We start from the raw sequence: 20,359 nt of genomic DNA, 5'->3' as shown, positions 1-20,359 counted from the left end.
AAAGATTATTTTTAACAAGAGAATTATAGCACCATTCTCTTCTTTTGGATTAATATTTAATTAACATTTAGAATATTTTGTATTGAGAAAATATAATTTAGGGAGACTTTATTATAATGTATAAATATAAAGCAATGAAATGGTGTCTATGTTTATTCATATTTACTTTTTTAATTATTATTGGTAAAACAATTTGGTCCAGTATAGATGTGGCAGGAGTGTCTAGCGTGTCATCGAATTCTGAAACTATAGTATTAAATAAGACATTCAAAACTACAAATCATTTAAGCGAAATGGTTGAAGAAGCAGACGTTATTGTACTAGGTGAATATGACGGCTTATACTCTAAATGGAATATGGCAAACAGTTCATCACATGAGATTCAAAGTGAAGATGTTGAAGGCCATTTGTTTAGTTTTCATGTCAAAGAAATCTTAAAAGGGGACTATGTAAAGAATGAAATCTTAATAAATCATAGATATTCAGAAAATCTCGTATTAGAGGAAAGTAATGAAATCATTGATAAAAATGGAATCATTCTGAAAGGTGCTACGAAAGTGTTTACTAAAAAAGTAGAAAATAAAGATCCATTGTATATAAAACCAAAATCCGAGGAGACATATATAGTTTTTTTAAAAGAAAATAATAAACTTGGACATTTTTATCCAGCTTTAGAACCTTTTATGATTGAATTTGATGTAAGAAATATTGCACACCTAAAGAGCAATCTAATAAATTGGGATAAAAATAAATATAAATTTGAAACAAAGGTTAAGAATAAAACTTTTTATATTGAAAATGACATAGATTCAACGATCAAAGATAATATTAGCGGAAAAAAATTGAGGGACATTAAGGATTTTGTGAAGAGGACTTCAAAAATGAAATAACATTGTAATAAGTTATATTTCTATTATTAATTGAAAGTTATTACCCTATAAATTCAGTCATTTATTATATAACTGAGTACATAAAAAATGAACTGAATTCTAATAAATAACGTAAAAGCTAAAAGATTTTCGCTTTGAGAACATTTTAAAATATTAAATTGATGGTAACTTTGTTGTATCTCTTTAAACATACCTATATTAAAACCCAAATTTCTCAATTTAATGCTGAGATATTTGGGTTTTTTTAAAGTAATCAATTTTTTAAAAAATTTTTAGAAATTTAAAGATAAAGTATTGTATACATGTAAGTATGATTAAAAATGAAAAGTTGTAAATGCTAAATTTAATTAAATACGCCTTACTCTCTTTACCATTGGCCTGAGTGAATAGTTTATAGGAAATTACACTGGCTAAAGATGCGATAATTGTTCCAAGCCCTCCAATATTTACTCCTAGTAATAAAGCTTTCCAATCAGAAGTAAAGTTTGATAGAAGAATTGAAGTAGGAAAATTGCTAATCAATTGACTCAAGAATATGGAACTAAAGAAGACTGAAGTATCTCCTCTTAAATTAGCGCGAGCAAATGTCTCCAGCGCATCGGAATGGGAAATGTTTCCGATAAAAATAAAAAAACAGACAAAGGTTATTAGAAGAAAGTAATCGATCTTAAATAGTAAGTTTCTATCTAACGTAAATGCTGCCATCAATGTAACTATTAGCGCAATGTAATAATTAATGACACCAAAAATAGATGCAATGATAGTGATAAGTATCAAAATCCAGATGGTAGCTTTTTTTCGATTCTTCACGGTAATAACAGGTAGTTCTATTTTTAAATTTGTTTTTTGAAGTTTTTGAGTAAATATAAATAACAAACTGATTCCAAGTACAGCTAAAAGCAGGATTGAACCTAAAAATGGGATGAGCTTAATTCCATAGTAAGAATATAAGTATAAATTTTGTGGGTTTCCCATAGGCATCAAGCTACTGCCGATGTTTGCCGCAATTGTTTGCAGGATGATTGTATCCATCATGTTCATTTGTGTTTTTTTACTAATGACAAGTGTTATTGGAACAAAAGTGAGGAGAGCGACATCATTTGTTACAAACATGGAGCAAATAAAGCATAACAAAATTAGAATAATAGATATTGACCTGCTGTTATTGCATTTATTTAAAATCGCAACGGCAAGTTTGTCTAATATCTTTAGCTGTTCCAAGGCCTTAATGGCCACCATTAGATTAAATAAGCTAATTAACACTTCAAAGTTAATATATTCGATCTTTGGCGAATGTATTAAGCAGCTTACAATTGCTAGTATCAGTGAAATGGTAAGTACTAAATCCTTTTTTAAAAATTCGAATTTCATAAGGAGTCTTTTTTTACTTTGAACGAATACTATTTCTTTCACAATACACCACCTGTAATCTATGTTAGTAGAATGAAACGCAAAGGAAATATACATTTAATAATAGATATTCAACAAATCTCACTAGGGGGATTAATTGAGAAAACAAATGTTTTTTGTATGATACCATAAATAAATTAAATGCTTTATTTTTTTAATATTCTTATAATATTCTATTGATTCTTGATTTCAAATACTTTATAAGAAGTTCTAAAAGAGAAAAAGTATGCATGTTTTTATGAAGAAAATAGAGGCTTGTCAAAGGATAGGTAGAACAAAATCTGTGACGTTTGGATACTGTATAAAATTCACAAAATCTAACTGTTTTTTTAGATGAAAAATCTTAAAATATTTTTTTGTTTTTATAAAAATCTGTACTTTTTCGTAACATTCTGTACTTTTAATTATAAATTAAAGACAAGCTTCTCTTAGTTAAAGATTGAAAGCGCTTTATAGGTTTTCGTGAAATTTTTACCTAGCCTATTTTTGAGATTAGTAGTAAGAAAGGAGATATTTCCATGTTCTTAAGAAAATTAACAAAAAACCAGTTAATCACTATTGATTATTATGATTTAAATGTAAATCACCGGTAAATGAAACAAACATAATAGTACAACAACATTAGTGGATAAGAATATTAGTTTTGCAGAAGGGGATAGAGCATCGTGTGTATAAACGGTAAGTTTTTAGAAGATTCAGTTTTGTAGTTGCGTGTTGCGATGTTTGTTTAAACAGGCCAATTCTATTCATATAGAAAATTTTTATCCTTGTTGTATTTGAATATGAATGAGGTATTTATGCCAAGGAATATAGGTGATTTTATATAGATTATGATAGATAAATTTTTGGTATGGAGTGATAATATGGAAAGATTTTTTGTAGAGTTAGTCGGATCAACAAATGATTTTTTATGGTCTAAATTGTTAATTATTATGCTTGTTATTTGCGGAATTTATTTTACATTTAAATTGAATTTTGTACAGTTTCGAATGTTAAAAGAGATGGTCCGTGTATTAATGGAGGGAAAAAGTGGTGCTAAAGATCAAGTCTCTCCTTTTCAAGCGTTTTGTATTGGTATGGCAGCCCGCGTTGGAACAGGGAATATTACAGGAATTGCGATTGCAATTGCATTAGGTGGTCCTGGAGCTGTATTTTGGATGTGGATTATTTCTATTATCAGCTCGGCATCTAGTTTTGTCGAAAGCACATTAGCACAGATATATAAAGTAAAAGATAAAACTGGTTTCCGCGGTGGTCCATCCTATTATATGGAAAAAGGGTTGAATAAACGTTGGATGGGAGTATTATTCTCTATTTTAATCACAATTACTTTTGGTCTTGTATTCAATTCAGTACAATCAAATACAGTTACAATTGCTTTTCAAAACTCATTTGGTACAGATCGTCTAACAGTTGGGATAATCATGGCCATTGCTTTCGCTGCGATTATTTTTGGTGGTGTACAACGTATTGCAAAAATGGCTGAATACAAGGTGGTATTTTTAGCGGTATTATACATTGGAGTTGCATTATTTGTTGTAGTTACCAACATATCAAAAATGCCGGAAGTTCTTTCTCTTATTGTTCAAAACGCATTTGGTTTTAAACAAATAGCAGGCGGTTCAATTGGTGCAGCACTTATGAATGGAGTTAAACGTGGTTTATTTTCAAATGAAGCTGGTATGGGAAGTGCACCAAACGTTGCCGCAACAGCAACAACAAGTCATCCGGTGAAACAAGGACTGATTCAAGCATTTGGTGTATTAACGGATACACTGATCATTTGTACTAGCACTGCCTTTATTATTTTGCTGTCTGATGCATATAAACAACCGGGATTAAATGGTATTGCACTTACACAAGCAGCATTAAGTGAACACATAGGTCCTTGGGCATCGGGTTGTCTTGCTATCTTTGTTTTTTTATTTGGATTTGGTGCGTTAATTGGCAACTATTATTATGGTGAAACAAATATTCGCTTCTTACATACAAGTAAAGTGTGGCTAATGATATACAGAATAAGTGTGTTGGCTATGATTGTATTTGGTTCTGTTGCAAAGATTCAAATTGTATGGGATTTAGCGGACTTATTTATGGGCTTTATGGTTATTATTAATTTAATTGCTATTACCTTACTTTCAAAAGTAGCATTTGCGGCGTTACAAGATTATATAAACCAGAAAAAAGCTGGTAAAGATCCTATTTTTTATAAAGAAAACATTAAAGGGCTTGAAAATATTGAATGTTGGGATAGTTATGAGAAAACTTCAAAAAAGAAAAGTGTGTAATAAGAAGGATATTCAGACTGCAATATGTCTGAATATTTTTCTTGGTTCTAGTGCAAATATTATTGATTATAGTAAAGAAAAAATCATTCTATATAAAGTTAATAGTACGGGGGAATATTTTTAAATGATAAAAGATTATAGCATTCAAATTGAGGGTCAAGAAAAAGTTTGCTTAGATCAATGGGTAGCCCATTATCGAACGTATGCAGCTAAGGGACGAAGCGCCAGTTATATTCCCGCTCTGGGGGAAATAAATGTATCGCAGTTAGGTATTTGTATAGTAAAGCCAGATGGAACAATGATAAAGTCAGGAGATTGGGAGATACCTTTCACATTACAAAGTATATCAAAAGTAATCGGTTTTATAGCCGCTTGTTTAAGTCGCGGTATTTCTTATGTATTAGAACGAGTTGACGTAGAGCCAACTGGAGATGCCTTTAATTCAATTATTCGTTTAGAGATACATAAACCAGGAAAACCTTTTAATCCTATGATTAATGCTGGAGCGATTACGATAGCTTCACTTTTGCCAGGGAAATCGGTGCAAGAAAAATTAGAACCACTATACGTATTAATTGAAAAAATGATAGAGAAGCGTCCCGCTATTAATGAAATAGTATTTCAATCCGAATGGGAAACGGCTCATCGTAATAGAGCATTAGCATACTATTTAAAGGAGAACGGTTTTCTAGAATCAGATGTGGAGGAGACACTAGAGGTTTACCTAAAACAATGTTCGATTGAAATAAATACAGAAGATATTGCCTTAATAGGGCTTATACTAGCACATGATGGATATCATCCTATTCGCAAAGAACAAGTGCTCCCTAAAGAAGTAGCTAGGTTAACAAAAGCTTTAATGCTTACTTGTGGAATGTACAATGCTTCCGGAAAATTTGCTGCTTTCATTGGATTACCAGCTAAGAGTGGGGTATCGGGCGGAATTATGACACTTGTTCCCTCAAAATCTAGGAAGGATTTATCATTTCAAGATGGATGTGGTATTGGTATTTACGGACCAGCCATTGATGAGTATGGGAATAGTTTACCAGGAATTATGTTGTTAGAACATATTGCAAAAGAATGGGATTTAAGTATATTTTAAAAAGGAGCACAGATATTTTGGTGTTAGAGCGAGTCCAAAAGTGTTCAGACCTTATATTGTGTCTGAACATTTTTGAGTTATAAAGTATCTTTCTAAAGTAGAAGGGTGTAATGAATACTCACAATCTATAATGCTTTCGTTTATATCTTATTTATCAGTTTTTGAAAAAAATAGAGTAAGTATTGTATTAATGCAAATAGGTTTGTATACTGACTGTTAGGCGAAAGTGAGAAGTGATTATTTTGAATCTTAGTAATTTAGTAAAAAAAGACATCTATATTCTCGTTTTAATGATACTTACAGTACCCTTAGTAGGTGAAATAAAGTCATTTCCTTTAAATGAAACATTTAGAATGAGCTTTGGCGCACCAACATTTTTCTTTTTTTTGTTATTGTTTCGACGAATTCCAGCATTTTTACCGGGTTTTTTAACAGCGATAGTCGTGGTAGTATTTCGTATCTCAATGGATGTCATTATAAAGGGAAATATGGATTGGCTAGCCGCTTTTCATACGCACTATCCTAGTTTTTTCTTTTATTTTACTTATTCGTATCTCTTTCATTTAGCAAAAATCAAACGTTTTTATCATCAACCACTAATGATTGGTTTTATTGGTTGCATGATTGAAATACTGTCAGACTGTGTGGAATTAATGATTCAATATTTCGTATTAAAAACATCGATCACATCTGAGGCAATAAATGAGATCATTGTTATCGCATGTTCCCATAGTTTTATAGTTCTAAGCTTTTTCAATATGATGAAATTGTATGAAGCGCAATCAAGGGAGAGACATATAAAGAAGCAAAATGAACACATGCTCATGCTCATCTCTAATTTATATGAAGATGCTGTTCATTTAAAAAAAACATTACAAGATGCTGAGAATATAACAAAAAAATCCTATGATTTATATAAAACCTTAGACTCTTTTGAGCACAAACAGATGGATTTTCAGTTTGAGGATTTAAGGCAACAGGCATTACAAATTGCTGGTGAGGTCCATGACGTTAAAAAGGATAACCAACGTATTTTTGCGGGACTTTCAAAATTAATTTCTGATGAAAGTTTTACAGATTATATGTCTGTGCATGAACTAGTAAATATCATTATACGGGCAAATACGAAATATGCACGGTTGCTAGAGAAAGACATCCAATTTGTGTATAAAATTGATGGTGTGCATCCTCATTATCATATTTACACAATCTTATCTATTATAAATAATATCGTTACAAACGCTGTAGAAGCTATCCAAGGTATGGGAATCATCACAATTGACATTAATAAAGACCATCATTTTGTTGAATTTCGAGTAGGAGATAACGGTCCAGGTATTTCTTCAAAATATAAAGATTCAATTTTTGAGCCTGGTTTTACTTCTAAATATGATGATTTAGGCAATCCATCGACAGGCATCGGACTATCGTATGTTAAAGAAATGGTCGAACAACTAGAAGGTGATGTTACGCTTGAGGACAGAACCGAAGGAAAAGGATCAATTTTTATAATTAGATTAGGGATTGATCATATAATTTCGAAAGGGTGATTCTATGTATTTTTATATAGTAGATGATGAAAAAGCGGTTCGCTCAATGTTGGCTCAAATTATCGAGGATGAAGATCTTGGGGAGGTTATAGGAGAAGCTGAGGATGGTTTATCTTTAGAGCAACAAATGGTAATCCTTAAAAATATAGACATTTTATTTATCGATTTGTTAATGCCGAATCAAGATGGAATAAAAACAATTCGTCAAATAAAGCCTTCGTTTAAAGGGAAAATCATCATGGTCTCTCAAGTAGAATCAAAAGAATTAATTGCTGAAGCTTATTCGCTTGGTGTTGAATACTATATTATTAAGCCAATTAACCGGATTGAAGTATTAACAGTTGTTCGGAAAGTCATTGAACGAATTCGTTTGGAAAAATCAATAAAAAACATTCAAGAATCGCTTAATATGGTACTAAAATTGGATAGTAATTTAAGTACGCAAGAAAAATACCGTAGTGAAAAACATTTAAATACTTTCAATCATTTTCAAAATTCCATTCATTTTCTTTTGTCTGAATTAGGAATAGCCAGTGAAAGTGGAAGTAAAGATTTAATGGATATGCTAGATTATTTATATAAATATGAACAAGATAACACGTTGGAACAAGGTTTTCCTTCACTAAAAGAGATTTTTATGAATTTAGCTCAAAAAAAACTTGGGGATTCAGCTGAAGATACCGAATTAAAAAGGTTCATAGAAGCTTCCAAACAACGGATTCGGAGAGCAATTTATCAATCATTAAACCATTTAGCATCCCTTGGACTTACTGATTTTTTAAACCCGAAGTTCGAAAATTATGCCTCTAGATTTTTTGATTTTACTACCGTAAGGAGAAAGATGACAGAATTGAATAATGAACCAACAGTACCTGCTCGTATTGATACGAAAAAATTTATTCAAGTTCTTTATTTTGAAGCAAAACGAATACACTTGGAATTACGATGATAAACTCTTGCTCATTATTACTTTCAATTAATAGATTGATAGTTGTTTTCATGTTATTTGTTTTATATAGTTTTTCTAAGAGAGTATTTTCCTTTATTTCATATTGGTTTTAAAATCAGAAAATTCCGTATGGATTCAGTGGAAATATATTAACTTAGAACAAAAAAATGTGTATGCTCTATTTTTAAATATTAATATTCGTTAAAGGAAATAAAAAATTTCACAATAAGATATAAATACATAGTAAGTTGAATAAAGAAAAAAGATGCTATCTTCTAGCATCTTTTTTCTTTAAGAGGAAATATCATTGATACTTATGTTATTTTAAATTCAAATGCGGGCATATAAATAAAGGAAAAGGAGATAATATCTAACAAATTATAATTGGAAATGGTATTTTAGGTCAGAAATGTTTTTATACTAATTAGGTTATTGGTACTAAATAAGCATAATGTCTTGCTTTTCTGCTCTTTAATCTTATAGTTATTTTTTATTAAGTACATACCGTTCTTTAGAAGTCTCAATCCTAGCAGAGTATATAAATTAGGTGATAAACATGTGGAACATAATTACTTCTTATCTTCCAGATTGGAAAGTCTTTGTACAAGCTTTTATCTTGTTTTTAATTCCGTATACTATCTCAAGATTTTTTCATTGGGTTCGTATGTCAGAGAAAGAGTGGGAAGAATGAGTTGGTGGAAGTCAAGAGATAAACAAGTGAAAAAAAATAATATTCAAAGTAAAACGAAACAAGAGCATAAACCTTCTCAAAATACAACTGTTCATTTCACGAATGATTTTGCCTCTAACTTAGAACTTATAAAGCAACAAATCGGACATAATTCTGATGTTCGCTTTCGGAAGTTTAATATTGGACGCACAGATATTCAGGCTGGGATCGTTTTTGTTGATGGTCTATCAGATAAAGAGATAATTGACAAACATATTATGAAATTACTAATGGATGATTTTTCTGATGAATATAAAAATGAATCTTCTTATGTGGAGGGGACTGTTTCAAAAGAATATATTAAAAATAAAGTTCTTACAATTAGTGAAGTAGCAGAAGTCCATTACATAAAAGATTTAATACCCAAAGTATTGATAGGTTCAACAGCTCTTTTAATTGATGGTTTAGCAGATGTGTTTATTCTTGGTACAACAAAAGCAAATAAACGAAACATTGAAGAACCAGTATCGGAGGCATTAGTCAGAGGGCCACGGGTCGGTTTTACTGAAGTATTAAGTGATAATACCTCACTTTTGCGACGACACTGTGCGGATGAGAGCTTATCATTAGTAAAGCTACCAGTAGGAGAGCGTGCAAAGAAAGAGCTAGTTGTCGCATTTATTAAAGATCTTGCTAGTACAGAATTGGTGGAAGAAATAAAAAACAGAATTCAGAAAATTGACATAGATAGTGTACTCGAATCTGGTTATATAGAGCAACTCATTGAAGATAATTATCTAAGTCCTTTTCCGCAGATTCAAAATACAGAACGACCTGATCGTGTTATTAGTGCTTTGATGGAAGGTCGAGTAGCTATTTTGTTAGATGGAACACCATTTGTTTTAATTGCTCCAGTTACATTTAGTATGCTACTGCAATCACCAGAAGATTATTATGAAAGGTGGCTTCCTGGTACGCTTCTCCGCTTATTACGCTTCATGACAGCTTTTGTTTCATTATTTGCTCCAGCACTGTATATTTCTTTCATTTCGTTTCATCCAGGATTAATTCCCACTAAGCTCGCTATTTCTATTCTCGGATCGCGAGAAGGAGTTCCTTTTCCCGCTTTAATAGAAGCGTTAATTATGGAAGTAGCTATCGAAGTTTTACGAGAAGCGGGTTTACGTCTGCCTAAACCAATTGGACCTGCAATGGGAATTGTGGGCGGTTTAATAATTGGTCAGGCTGCCGTAGAAGCAGGAATTGTTAGTCCAATAATGGTTATCGTTGTTGCGGTAACAGCTATTTCTTCTTTTACTATTCCGCAATATAGTGTGGGAATTACGTTACGCATTCTTCGTTTTGTAGCTATGTTTTGTGCTGCGATATTTGGCTTGTATGGAGTTATTCTCTTCTTTCTTTTACTTTGCAGTCATTTAGTGAAACTGAAAAGTTTTGGCGTTCCTTATACTAGCCCTGCTGTTCCGTACCGATTTAGTGATTGGAAAGATTTTATGGTTCGCATGCCATTAAAAATAATGAGACGTCGACCGAAAATAATGCATACCAAAAAAACTAACCGCAAAAGGTAGCTGATGACGAAAGGAAGTGGCCTTCAGTGATTACTATACCTAAAGACCGAATAACAACTGCACAAGCAGTTGTTATTATTGTAAATTACATACTGGGAACAGGAATCCTCACTCTGCCCAGAGCATCTGTAGAAAAAGTGAAAACACCAGATGTATGGTTAAGTGTGATATTAGGTGGGATACTCGCAATGGTTTCAGGAGTAATTATGGTCAAACTAAGTCAGCAGTTTCCAGATAAAACATTTTATCAATACAGTCAAGATATTGTAGGGAAATGGATAGGCAGGTTGCTTAGTTTTCTTATTATAGGGTATTTTCTTACAACTTCAGCCTTTCAAATTCGTTCAATGGCAGAAGTAATAAGCTTTTTTTTGCTAGAAGGAACCCCCACATGGGCTATTGTTATGCCTTTTATGTGGATAGGTCTCTATTTGATTATGAGTGGTATTAACTCGATTGCACGGATGTTTGAAATAATATTTCCTATTACTTTCTTTATTTTTTTACTCATTTCTTTTATGAGTATAGGGATATTCGAGATAGATAATCTCCGTCCCGTATTAGGTTTGGGAATTAAACCGGTGTTAGATGGGGTAAAAACAACGTCTCTCGCATATACAGGTCCAGAAATTATGTTAATTCTTTTGGTGTTTATGGAACAACGAAAGAAAGCAGTAAAAGCTATTTTAGTTGGAATTTCTATTCCGTTAATCTTTTATGTAATAACTGTTGTAATGGTCATTGGTGCATTATCAATTGATGGGGTTGTAACAAGAACATGGCCGACAATTGACCTTATGCGCAGTTTTGAAATTTCTGGTTTAATATTTGAACGTTTTGAATCTTTACTGCTTGTAATATGGATTATGCAAATATTTGCTACCTATACAATTAGTTACTATGCAGCTGCATTAGGATTGGCACAACTCTTTAAAAAGAGTATTCATCCGTTTATTTTTGCTTTGATTCCAATCATTTACATCATTGCTATGACTTCGAAAAATATAAATGATTTGCTTAAACTGGGGGATATGCTCGGTAATGCTGCTTTATTTTTATTTGGTTTACTGCCACTGCTTCTTCTTATTATTAAGCGATTAAAAGGAGGAGTAGCGTGAAAAATAAATTTAATTATATGCGGTTCTATTTGGTTTTGTTATGTACGCTTTTGCTTCTATTTTTAACAGGATGTTGGAGCAGTAAAGAAGTAGAAGAGTTGAGTTTAACTGCAGGTATAGCACTAGATAAAGGGAAGAATTCAACAATTGAGAAAGAGGATGAGGAAGGAGGTTATCCTAAAAGAAATCTTATAAAAGCAACTTATCAAATTGTCAGTTCGCAAGCACAAAGTAAAGGAAACGGACAACAAAAACGTTATATAAATGTTTCTGAGACCGGTGATTCCATTCATCAAATTGTTCGTGAGTTTTCATTGAAAAGAGAGAGCGCAATGTTCAGCCCACATTTAAAAAACATTGTTATTAGTGATAGTCTTGTACGTACATACAGTTTAGAACAATTACTTGAACAGTATCTCCGCGACAATGAAGTTCGGCTTAGCTGTATGATCTTAATTAGCAAGGGTCTAGCGAAGGAGGTACTGGAATCAAACAAAAAAGGAGAAATCCCAGCATTTCGTTTGTCTGGAATTGCAGATAATCGAAAGAGAACAACAAGGATTTTACCTCCTGTATCACTCGCTAAATTGGAAGGAAAGATGCGGTCAGGGTCCAGTTTTCTATTGCAAAATGTAATCTCGATAAAAGGAGAAACGAAATTTGCAGGAGCTGCTGTAATTAAAGGGAAGACAAAAAAGTTGATGGGCTTTTTAAATGAACAGGAATTGGAAGGAGTAGTATGGATAAACGGAAAAAGGAATGGTGGTGTGGTAAAAACTTTTGATAAAGAATCAAAGAAACTCATTATATACGAAATAAAGTCAATAAAAAGCAAAATCATACCACATGTTAACGGAAATAATATTTCCTTTGATGTAAACATTGAATCAGAAGGGCGTTTGTCTGAAAATTGGATGCAATCAGGAAAAGATTTTGAAAATGAATTTTTAAAAAGGGAAGAAAAAGCTATTGAAAAAGAAGTAAAGCACTTAGTACATCATGTTACAAAAAAAATACAAAAAGAATACCAAGTCGATATTGCGGGTTTTGGCAACCAATTAAGAATTAAACACCCGAGAACATGGGAGAAAGTCAAAAAAGATTGGGATCGAACATTTAGTAAGGTACCGATTAAATATCATATAAATGTAACTATACAAGATTATGGAGCGTCAAGTTTAAAACGGTGAGATACCTTAATTGAAATTATATTTGCATCAAAACAAAAAGTTACAAAAATTTTAATTTAAAAACTTTTGTAACTTTTTGTTTTTTTATGTCCTTCTTATTATAAATTAAAGAAATGATTTTACCCTATACATTTCTTTTGCGTTATAAAAGTAAATCACAATAGTTACTATTGGCGTGTTATTTAACGTTAGGAAAGAGGAATCGCTATATATCTTGAATAGGAGGGAGTTTGAAGTGCAAGCGAAAGCAGTGCAAATAGAAGAAATCTATCAAGAAATATTAGACGGTAAAAGAAGTAGGTTTCCACCGAATACATGGAAAGAAGATAGCAATAGAGAGCTATCTAAAAGGGTCACAAAATATTTAATTGAAACACTTTTAAAATGGAATGAAGAGGATATTAAACAAAAATGGAATACGCCTTTAATTATAAAATATCGATTACTCGGCGCGCTCAAACATAGTTATGATAATAGTCCCTATAAGATGATTGAAGACTTATATCCCAATAGATTTAAAGAGTGGGAGTTTGGTATGGCACCATTAAATTTTTGGACTAAAGAAAAAGCTCTTGAAGCATTAAAATGGACTGTTGAAGAAAAAGAAAAACTAAGTAAAGTAGAACTATTCAAATTCTATAGTAAAAAATGGTTAGAGAAAAATAAACTCAGTGCACCATTAGTTATGTATTGGAATGGTAGTCCTTATGCAATGATAAATTCTTTATATCCTAATAAATTTAAAGAGTGGGAATTTAGTATGACTCCTAACAATTTTTGGACTAAAGAAAAAGCATTGGTAGCATTAAGGTGGACTATTGAAGAAAAAGAAAAATTAACTTCTTTTCAATTATTACAAGTTTACAGTGTAAAATGGCTTACTATTCATAATTTAATTTCTCCTTGTCAAATATTCTGGAATAACAGTCCGTACGCCATGATCAATGACTTATATCCTGGTCAAAATAAAGAATGGGAATATAAATTCACACCTACCGGATTTTGGACTGAAAAAAAAGCATTAGAGGCGCTGAAGTGGACTATTGAAGAAAAGGAAAAACTAACAGAGGGGCAATTACTATCTATTTACACACAAAGATGGTTAATTAAACATAAGTTATGGACACCATTAAGAAGATATTGGAAGGGAAGTCCATACAATATGTTAAATACTTTATACCCCAATCGTTATGCAAAAGATATGTTAAAAGGTTATAAAAATAAATAATGATTATATTAGAAGTCTTACTTATATCATACAATATCAAGTTTAAGATAGAGTTAATGAACTCTTAACTTAATTATAGGAGCGAAATTATATGTCACCTTTACGAGATGAAGCATTAAAAATGCATAAAGAAAAACAGGGGAAGATTGGTGTTTATTCTAAAGTTAAAGTACAAAATTCAACAGATTTAAGTCTCGCTTACTCACCAGGTGTTGCTGAGCCATGCTTAGAGATTTATAAAGATGAAAGCAAAGTATATGATTATACAATGAAAGGGAATCTAGTTGGAGTTATATCTGATGGAACTGCAGTATTAGGTCTTGGGAATATTGGACCTAAAGCAGCTATGCCAGTGATGGAGGGAAAAGCTTTACTTTTCAAATCATTTGCTGAGATCGATGCTTTTCCTATTTGTTTAAACACTAATAATCCGGATAAGATTGTTGAGGTTGTTAAATTATTAGAACCAAATTTTGGTGGGATAAACTTAGAAGATATTGCAGCACCACAATGCTTTGAAATTGAGGAGCGCCTAAGAAAATCTTGTGATATTCCTGTTTTCCATGATGATCAACACGGTACAGCTATTGTAACGATTGCTGGCCTAATTAATGCACTTAAGTTAACAAATAAAAAAATTGAAGATGTGCAAATCGTTGTGAATGGTGCTGGTGCTGCTGGGATAGCGATTGTTAAGCTGTTACTTCATATGCATGTAAAAAATGTTATTTTGTGTGACACAAAAGGGATAATATATGAACAGCGACCTATTGGAATGAATGCGCTTAAAGAAGAAATAGCTCGTATTACAAATATAGAACAGAAGCGGGGAACATTAGCAGAGGCCCTTATTGATGCTGATGTATTTATTGGAGTATCAGCTGCAGATGTAGTTGATGAGGATATGATTCGTTCTATGAATCATAATCCTATTATTTTTGCCTTGGCTAACCCTACACCTGAAATTATGCCTAATAAAGCAAAAATAGCAGGAGCACTAGTAGTTGGTACAGGACGTTCTGATTTTCCTAATCAAGTAAATAATGTACTAGCTTTCCCCGGAGTTTTTCGTGGAGCTTTAGATGTACAAGCAAAAGAAATTAATGAAGAAATGAAGCTAGCAGCTGTTTATGCAATAGCTGAGTTAATTTCAGAAGAAGAGCTTCATGTCAACTATGTCATTCCAAATCCGTTTGATCCTAGGGTGGTGCCACATGTAGCATATGCTGTCGCACGTGCTGCAGTGGAAACCGGTGTTTCAAGAAAAAATATCAGCATGTCTGAAATTAAAAACAATCTATTCAGGTTAACAAAAGAGGTAAATATATTAAAATAAATATTTTTCTTAAGAAAATATTATGTAGTAAAGGTTATCTACTTAGTTCTTAGCGTATAAAAAGTTAAATTATGTATATCTCCCTTTCTGATATTTGTAAAACGCATATATTTATTCCTTGTGAAGTATGAAAATTAACAAAGTCTTAAAAGGAGCGAGTTTAAATGATGATTGTTCTTCAGGTAGTTTTAGCAATTTTTATTGTAGTAGGGGGATTCATAAAAATTTTCCGTATATCTTTTCAAGTAGAACATTGGCGACAATATCAATATTCATTATGGTTTATGTCTATAATTGGTTTTATTGAAATTATTGGAGCAATAGGTATAATCGGTGGTATTTGGAATCAATACTTAGCGCTAGGAGCAAATACGTTATTAGCAGTTCTCATGGTCGGAGCCATTCATGCTCATATTTTTCGAGCAAAACAATCTATTTTAATAGCAATTCCTGCATTACTTTGTTTCATATTATCTATGGGGATAATTATTTGGAATTTAAATACATTTTCTTGAGCGTAACTATAAATTTTGAAAATAAGTAATTATTAGAGGAATATGTAAGCTCTATTTAAAATGGTGAATAGTTAAAGAATATTAATTCCGAAAAATTATCACCATTTTACTATTGTTTTTAATAGTTCTATGAATAGAAAGTCGCTTCATTTTTTAAAATGCATGCTTGTAAAGTACATACGAAAACATAACTCATTATAGGAAGGAGAATTTTTAAATTCTATTGATAAACCCAGTAATTGTAATAGCCCTAACTTAGAATAATAATTTCAAAATCAATAAAGTTTAGAATAGAAGGAGCAAGATCAAATTATTATGAATAAACAAATAGGATTTATCGGATGTGGAAACATGGGTATTGCTATGATAGGTGGGATGATTAATAAAAATATAGTGTCTCCAAATCAAATAATTTGTTCAGATTTAAACGTCAGTAATTTAAAAAATGCTAGTGATAAATATGGCATAACTATAACTACTAACAATAATGAAGTTGCTAACAGTGCCGACATTTTAATTTTATCAATTAAACCAGACTTATACACATCGGTAATTAACCAAATAAAAAACCAAATAAAAAATGATGTAATTGTTGTAACTATTGCTGCAGGAAAAAGTATTAAGAGCACTGAGAATGAATTTGATAGAAAGTTAAAGGTTATTAGAGTAATGCCGAATACACCGGTACTTGTTGGGGAAGGAATGTCTGCATTATCTTTTAATGAAATGGTTACAGAAAAAGATATAAAAGAGGTACTAAATATATTTAATAGTTTCGGCCAGACGGAGGTCGTAAATGAAAAATTAATGGATGTTGTTACATCTATTAGTGGTTCTTCTCCAGCATATGTGTATATGTTTATAGAAGCCATGGCAGATGCTGCTGTACTTGACGGTATGCCGAGAAAACAGGCTTATAAATTTGCGGCTCAGGCTGTATTAGGTTCTGCAAAAATGGTATTGGAAACGGGAATACATCCAGGTGAATTGAAGGATATGGTTTGTTCTCCAGGGGGAACGACGATAGAAGCTGTAGCAACATTAGAAGAAAAAGGTTTAAGAACAGCTATCATTTCAGCTATGAAACGTTGTACGAAAAAATCTATGGAAATGTCTCGTTTAACTAGTAAGTGAGAAGATTTGTTTAGGCGTAACTTCATATCCATTAATGTAAGCTATTATTTAAATTAAAAGCTTGTTGCTATTCTCTTATAGAGAGCGGGGCATAAAATTGCCTTTCACAATGGTGCTCTAGGCTGGAATAAACTAGATTAATATATATTATTTGAAAAATAAAGAGCGTATACAAATGTATAATCGGAGGAGTTGTTATGTCAAATAAAGTTCCTACTTCTTTTATCATTATTATAGGATTGATGCTGTTTGCATTGTTTTTTGGAGCAGGAAATTTAATTTTTCCACCTATGCTTGGTCAAATGGCTGGAAATAATGTATGGATAGCCAATGCAGGCTTTTTAGTTACTGGAGTTGGTTTACCATTGTTAGCAATAACAGCATTTGTTTTTTCAGGTGAAAGTGATTTGCAATCTTTAGCTAGTCGTGTACATCCGGTGTTTGGTATTGTATTTGCGATCGTTCTCTATCTAGCGATTGGTCCCTTTTATGCCATCCCTAGATCTGGAACTGTATCATTTGAAATTGGAATTAAACCGTTTTTATCAAATGATGCAGGTCCTGCTGCATTAACCGTATTTACAATCTTATTTTTCACAGTTACATGCTTATTATCCCTTAATCCTACAAAACTTGTTGATATAGTTGGAAAAATTTTGACTCCTATCAAATTGACTGTTATTGGGATGCTCGTAGTTGTTGCTTTTATTCACCCAATTGGAAGAATTCAGGCACCTAGTGAAGTGTATGCATCAGATGCATTTTTTAAAGGTTTTCAAGAAGGGTATTTAACATTAGATGCTCTTGGAGCTTTTGTTTTCGGAATTATTATTGTGAATGCAATTAGAGAAAAAGGGGCTACTACTAAAAAGCAGCTTATGGTTGTTTGTGTAAAAGCAACGACTATTGCTGCTACACTCTTAGCTCTTATCTATACTGCCCTTTCCTATATGGGCGCTTCTAGTGTAGAAAAACTAGGTCATTTAAATAATGGGGCTGAAGTTTTAGCAAAAGTTTCGGGCTATTACTTTGGTTCGTATGGTGCAATCTTCTTAGGTGTAATGATTATAGTAGCATGTTTAATCACAAGCATAGGACTTATCACTGCTTGTTCTTCTTTTTTTCATAAATTATTTCCAAAGATTTCTTACAAAAAACTTGCTATTATTTTGTCTGTTTTCAGTACACTAGTTGCGAATATAGGGTTAACACAATTAATTAAGATTTCAATCCCTGTATTAATAACTATGTATCCAATTGCTATTACCTTAATATTTCTAACATTTTTACACTCTGTATTCAATGGTAGATTTGAAGTATATCAAGGGAGTTTGATATTGACATTTATTTTTAGTTCGTTAGATGGATTAAAAGCTGCTGGAATAGAAAGTGAAATAATCCATAATTTTTTTGAGCACTTTCTTCCTTTATATAGTGTAGGTTTAGGGTGGGGATTTCCGGCTATTATAGGCGGTGTATGTGGGTATATTGTTAGTGTATTACGGAAGAAAAATACCTTAAGTTCTAGTGAAACTCAATTAAATAAATAAATTATTTTTGTTTATCATACCATTATCGGGCATACAAAACTAATTATCTCTTTGAAATGAAAAAATCTTTTATTTATATCTTTGGAGGTAAATTGAATTAGCTATAACACATTATAGCTGATGTTTGTTGAACAGTGGAGGAAAGAAAAAAATAGAATGTTTCAAATTTATTTAACGTAAAAGAAATATTATAAGACTATCTAATAACTAAGTAAATTTATATACAACACTAACGAGAAGAACCAACCTTATTTTAAAGGGGATACAGAAAATATGAGTAATTTACTAAAAAAGAAATCCGTTACACAATTGTTAGAGCATAATCAAAGCAAGACTTTAACGAAAACATTAGGAGCATTTGATTTAATTATGTTAGGGATAGGCTCGATAGTTGGAACGGGGGTTCTTGTGTTAACTGGATTAGTAGCAGCAAGAGATGCTGGTCCAGCAGTTATTTTTTCATTTATACTTGCAGCAATTATATGTGGATTTATAGCATTATGTTACGCGGAAATTGCTTCTACACTCCCGGCGTCTGGTAGTGTATATACGTACTCATATGCAACAATTGGTGAGTTTGTTGCTCATCTAGTAGGTTGGTCATTGCTGTTAATATATATCGTGGCAACAGCAGCTGTCGCTGCTGGATGGACAGGCTATTTCCACAATTTAATAAAGGGATTTGGATTAGAGATACCTAAAGCTCTAGTAACAATTCCTTCGCATGGTGGTATTGTGAATCTACCAGCAGTAATCATTACATTGATATTAGCATGGATGTTATCCCGTGGTACGAGGGAAAGCAAACGAATCAATAATACAATGGTATTGATTAAAATTGGAATGATTTTGTTGTTTATTACGGTTGGTATATTCTATGTAAAACCAATGAACTGGATACCAATTGCACCATACGGTTTAAGTGGAGTTTTTACGGGTGGAGCAGCTATTTTATTCGCTTTTACGGGTTTTGATATATTAGCAACTTCAGCAGAAGAAGTAAAAGATCCGAAACGTAATCTTCCCATCGGTATTATTGCATCATTAATCATATGTACAATTATTTATGTTATGGTATGCCTTGTTATGACAGGAATGGTTTCCTATAAAGAATTAAATGTTCCTGAGGCAATGGCTTATGTAATGGAAGTTGTAGGACAAGGAAAAGTCGCTGGTGCAATTGCTGCAGGTGCTGTAATTGGCCTTATGGCTGTTATTTTTTCCAATATGTATGCGGCAACACGAGTATTCTTTGCAATGAGTCGTGATGGATTGTTACCGAAATCATTTGCGAAAGTTAATAAGAAAACTGGAGCACCCACTTTTATAACTGGATTAGCAGGAATAGGGAGCTCTATAATAGCTGGGTTTATTGATTTGAAAGAATTAGTTAATTTAGTTAATATCGGTAGTTTGGTGACATTTGCGTTAGTTTGTCTATCAGTTATTATTCTTCGTAAATCACACCCAAATTTAAAACGTGGATTTATGGTACCTTTTGTACCTGTATTACCATGCGTTGCAATTGTATGCTGTGTGTTTTTAATGCTAAATTTACCGTTAAGGACATGGGTGTACTTTAGTATTTGGATTACTATTGGGGTAGTAGTATATTTCCTTTATTCGATAAAACACAGTAATTTAAATGAGGAAACGATCTCGAAATTACATGATAAAATTGCGAGATAATAACGATCGAAAATTTTATTAATAATCATATTGATAGTTGAGTAACATAGAAACAGTTTTTTGACATTTAGCAAGAGATAAAATAAGAGATGCTAGGGCAGCTAAGTACTTTTTTAGAAACCTTGCTTGTTTTTTACGATTTAAA

General features: G+C 32.1%; 16 protein-coding genes. 15 read left to right on the top strand and 1 reads right to left on the bottom strand.

Going from position 1 to position 20,359, the window contains the following annotated elements; translation table 11 throughout:
• The first annotated feature begins 116 nt into the window (after window positions 1-116).
• On the top strand, window positions 117-890 hold the full coding sequence (locus tag ACS2QP_RS22705) for a hypothetical protein (RefSeq protein WP_000280045.1): 774 nt from the start codon (window positions 117-119) through the stop codon (window positions 888-890).
• Between the two features lie 261 nt (window positions 891-1,151).
• On the opposite strand, the gene ACS2QP_RS22700 is transcribed toward ACS2QP_RS22705, so the two are convergent.
• A complete protein-coding gene (locus tag ACS2QP_RS22700) occupies window positions 1,152-2,303 on the bottom strand; it encodes an anion transporter (protein ID WP_000659307.1) in 1,152 nt (383 codons plus the stop codon).
• Window positions 2,304-3,163: 860 nt separating this feature from the next.
• On the opposite strand from ACS2QP_RS22700, the gene ACS2QP_RS22695 reads away from it, so the two are divergent.
• The 14 genes from ACS2QP_RS22695 to ACS2QP_RS22630 all read left to right on the top strand — a co-directional run bounded on the left by ACS2QP_RS22695 (window position 3,164) and on the right by ACS2QP_RS22630 (window position 20,214).
• A complete protein-coding gene (locus ACS2QP_RS22695; RefSeq protein ID WP_000439281.1) occupies window positions 3,164-4,588 on the top strand; it encodes an alanine/glycine:cation symporter family protein in 1,425 nt (474 codons plus the stop codon).
• 124 nt (window positions 4,589-4,712) lie between these two features.
• Window positions 4,713-5,693 (top strand): glutaminase GlsA, encoded by a 981-nt coding sequence (gene glsA, locus ACS2QP_RS22690; RefSeq protein WP_438882881.1) that lies wholly within the window; start codon window positions 4,713-4,715, stop codon window positions 5,691-5,693.
• A gap of 233 nt (window positions 5,694-5,926) precedes the next feature.
• Window positions 5,927-7,243, top strand: coding sequence for a sensor histidine kinase (locus tag ACS2QP_RS22685; RefSeq protein WP_000584787.1), 1,317 nt, complete (start codon window positions 5,927-5,929; stop codon window positions 7,241-7,243).
• A 4-nt stretch (window positions 7,244-7,247) separates the two neighbouring features.
• Window positions 7,248-8,192: a response regulator gene (locus tag ACS2QP_RS22680; RefSeq protein ID WP_000274086.1), complete on the top strand. Its 945-nt coding sequence runs from the start codon at window positions 7,248-7,250 to the stop codon at window positions 8,190-8,192.
• A 556-nt stretch (window positions 8,193-8,748) separates the two neighbouring features.
• Window positions 8,749-8,883, top strand: coding sequence for a hypothetical protein (locus ACS2QP_RS22675; RefSeq protein WP_000267088.1), 135 nt, complete (start codon window positions 8,749-8,751; stop codon window positions 8,881-8,883).
• Window positions 8,880-10,454 (top strand): spore germination protein, encoded by a 1,575-nt coding sequence (locus ACS2QP_RS22670; RefSeq protein ID WP_438882880.1) that lies wholly within the window; start codon window positions 8,880-8,882, stop codon window positions 10,452-10,454. Before ACS2QP_RS22675 ends, ACS2QP_RS22670 begins: the two co-directional genes overlap by 4 nt.
• Window positions 10,455-10,480: 26 nt before the next feature.
• Complete coding sequence (locus ACS2QP_RS22665) at window positions 10,481-11,572, top strand: spore germination protein (protein WP_438882879.1); 1,092 nt, start codon at window positions 10,481-10,483, stop codon at window positions 11,570-11,572.
• A complete protein-coding gene (locus tag ACS2QP_RS22660) occupies window positions 11,569-12,762 on the top strand; it encodes a Ger(x)C family spore germination protein (protein ID WP_438882878.1) in 1,194 nt (397 codons plus the stop codon). The genes ACS2QP_RS22665 and ACS2QP_RS22660 overlap by 4 nt, the downstream gene beginning before the upstream one ends.
• Window positions 12,763-12,997: 235 nt before the next feature.
• The gene (locus ACS2QP_RS22655) at window positions 12,998-13,990 is read left to right on the top strand and encodes a DUF4046 domain-containing protein (protein WP_438882877.1); all 993 of its coding nucleotides are present in this window, start codon (window positions 12,998-13,000) and stop codon (window positions 13,988-13,990) included.
• 91 nt (window positions 13,991-14,081) lie between these two features.
• Window positions 14,082-15,326, top strand: coding sequence for an NAD(P)-dependent malic enzyme (locus ACS2QP_RS22650; protein WP_000074778.1), 1,245 nt, complete (start codon window positions 14,082-14,084; stop codon window positions 15,324-15,326).
• Window positions 15,327-15,490: 164 nt separating this feature from the next.
• The gene (locus tag ACS2QP_RS22645; protein ID WP_438882876.1) at window positions 15,491-15,841 is read left to right on the top strand and encodes a DoxX family protein; all 351 of its coding nucleotides are present in this window, start codon (window positions 15,491-15,493) and stop codon (window positions 15,839-15,841) included.
• Window positions 15,842-16,156: 315 nt separating this feature from the next.
• Window positions 16,157-16,975 (top strand): pyrroline-5-carboxylate reductase, encoded by an 819-nt coding sequence (proC, locus tag ACS2QP_RS22640; protein ID WP_001041309.1) that lies wholly within the window; start codon window positions 16,157-16,159, stop codon window positions 16,973-16,975.
• Between the two features lie 197 nt (window positions 16,976-17,172).
• Window positions 17,173-18,525 (top strand): branched-chain amino acid transport system II carrier protein BrnQ5, encoded by a 1,353-nt coding sequence (gene brnQ5 / locus ACS2QP_RS22635; protein ID WP_438882875.1) that lies wholly within the window; start codon window positions 17,173-17,175, stop codon window positions 18,523-18,525.
• Between the two features lie 273 nt (window positions 18,526-18,798).
• Entirely contained in the window at window positions 18,799-20,214 is a 1,416-nt protein-coding gene (locus tag ACS2QP_RS22630; RefSeq protein WP_016122783.1) for an amino acid permease, read from the top strand.
• Window positions 20,215-20,359: the final 145 nt, after the last annotated feature.

The sequence above is a fragment of the Bacillus cereus group sp. Bce019 genome (assembly GCF_051781745.1).
GTDB lineage: Bacteria > Bacillota > Bacilli > Bacillales > Bacillaceae_G > Bacillus_A > Bacillus_A cereus.
The sequence above is the reverse complement of the archived record's forward strand: the minus strand, read 5'-3'. Positions and strand labels throughout refer to the sequence as shown.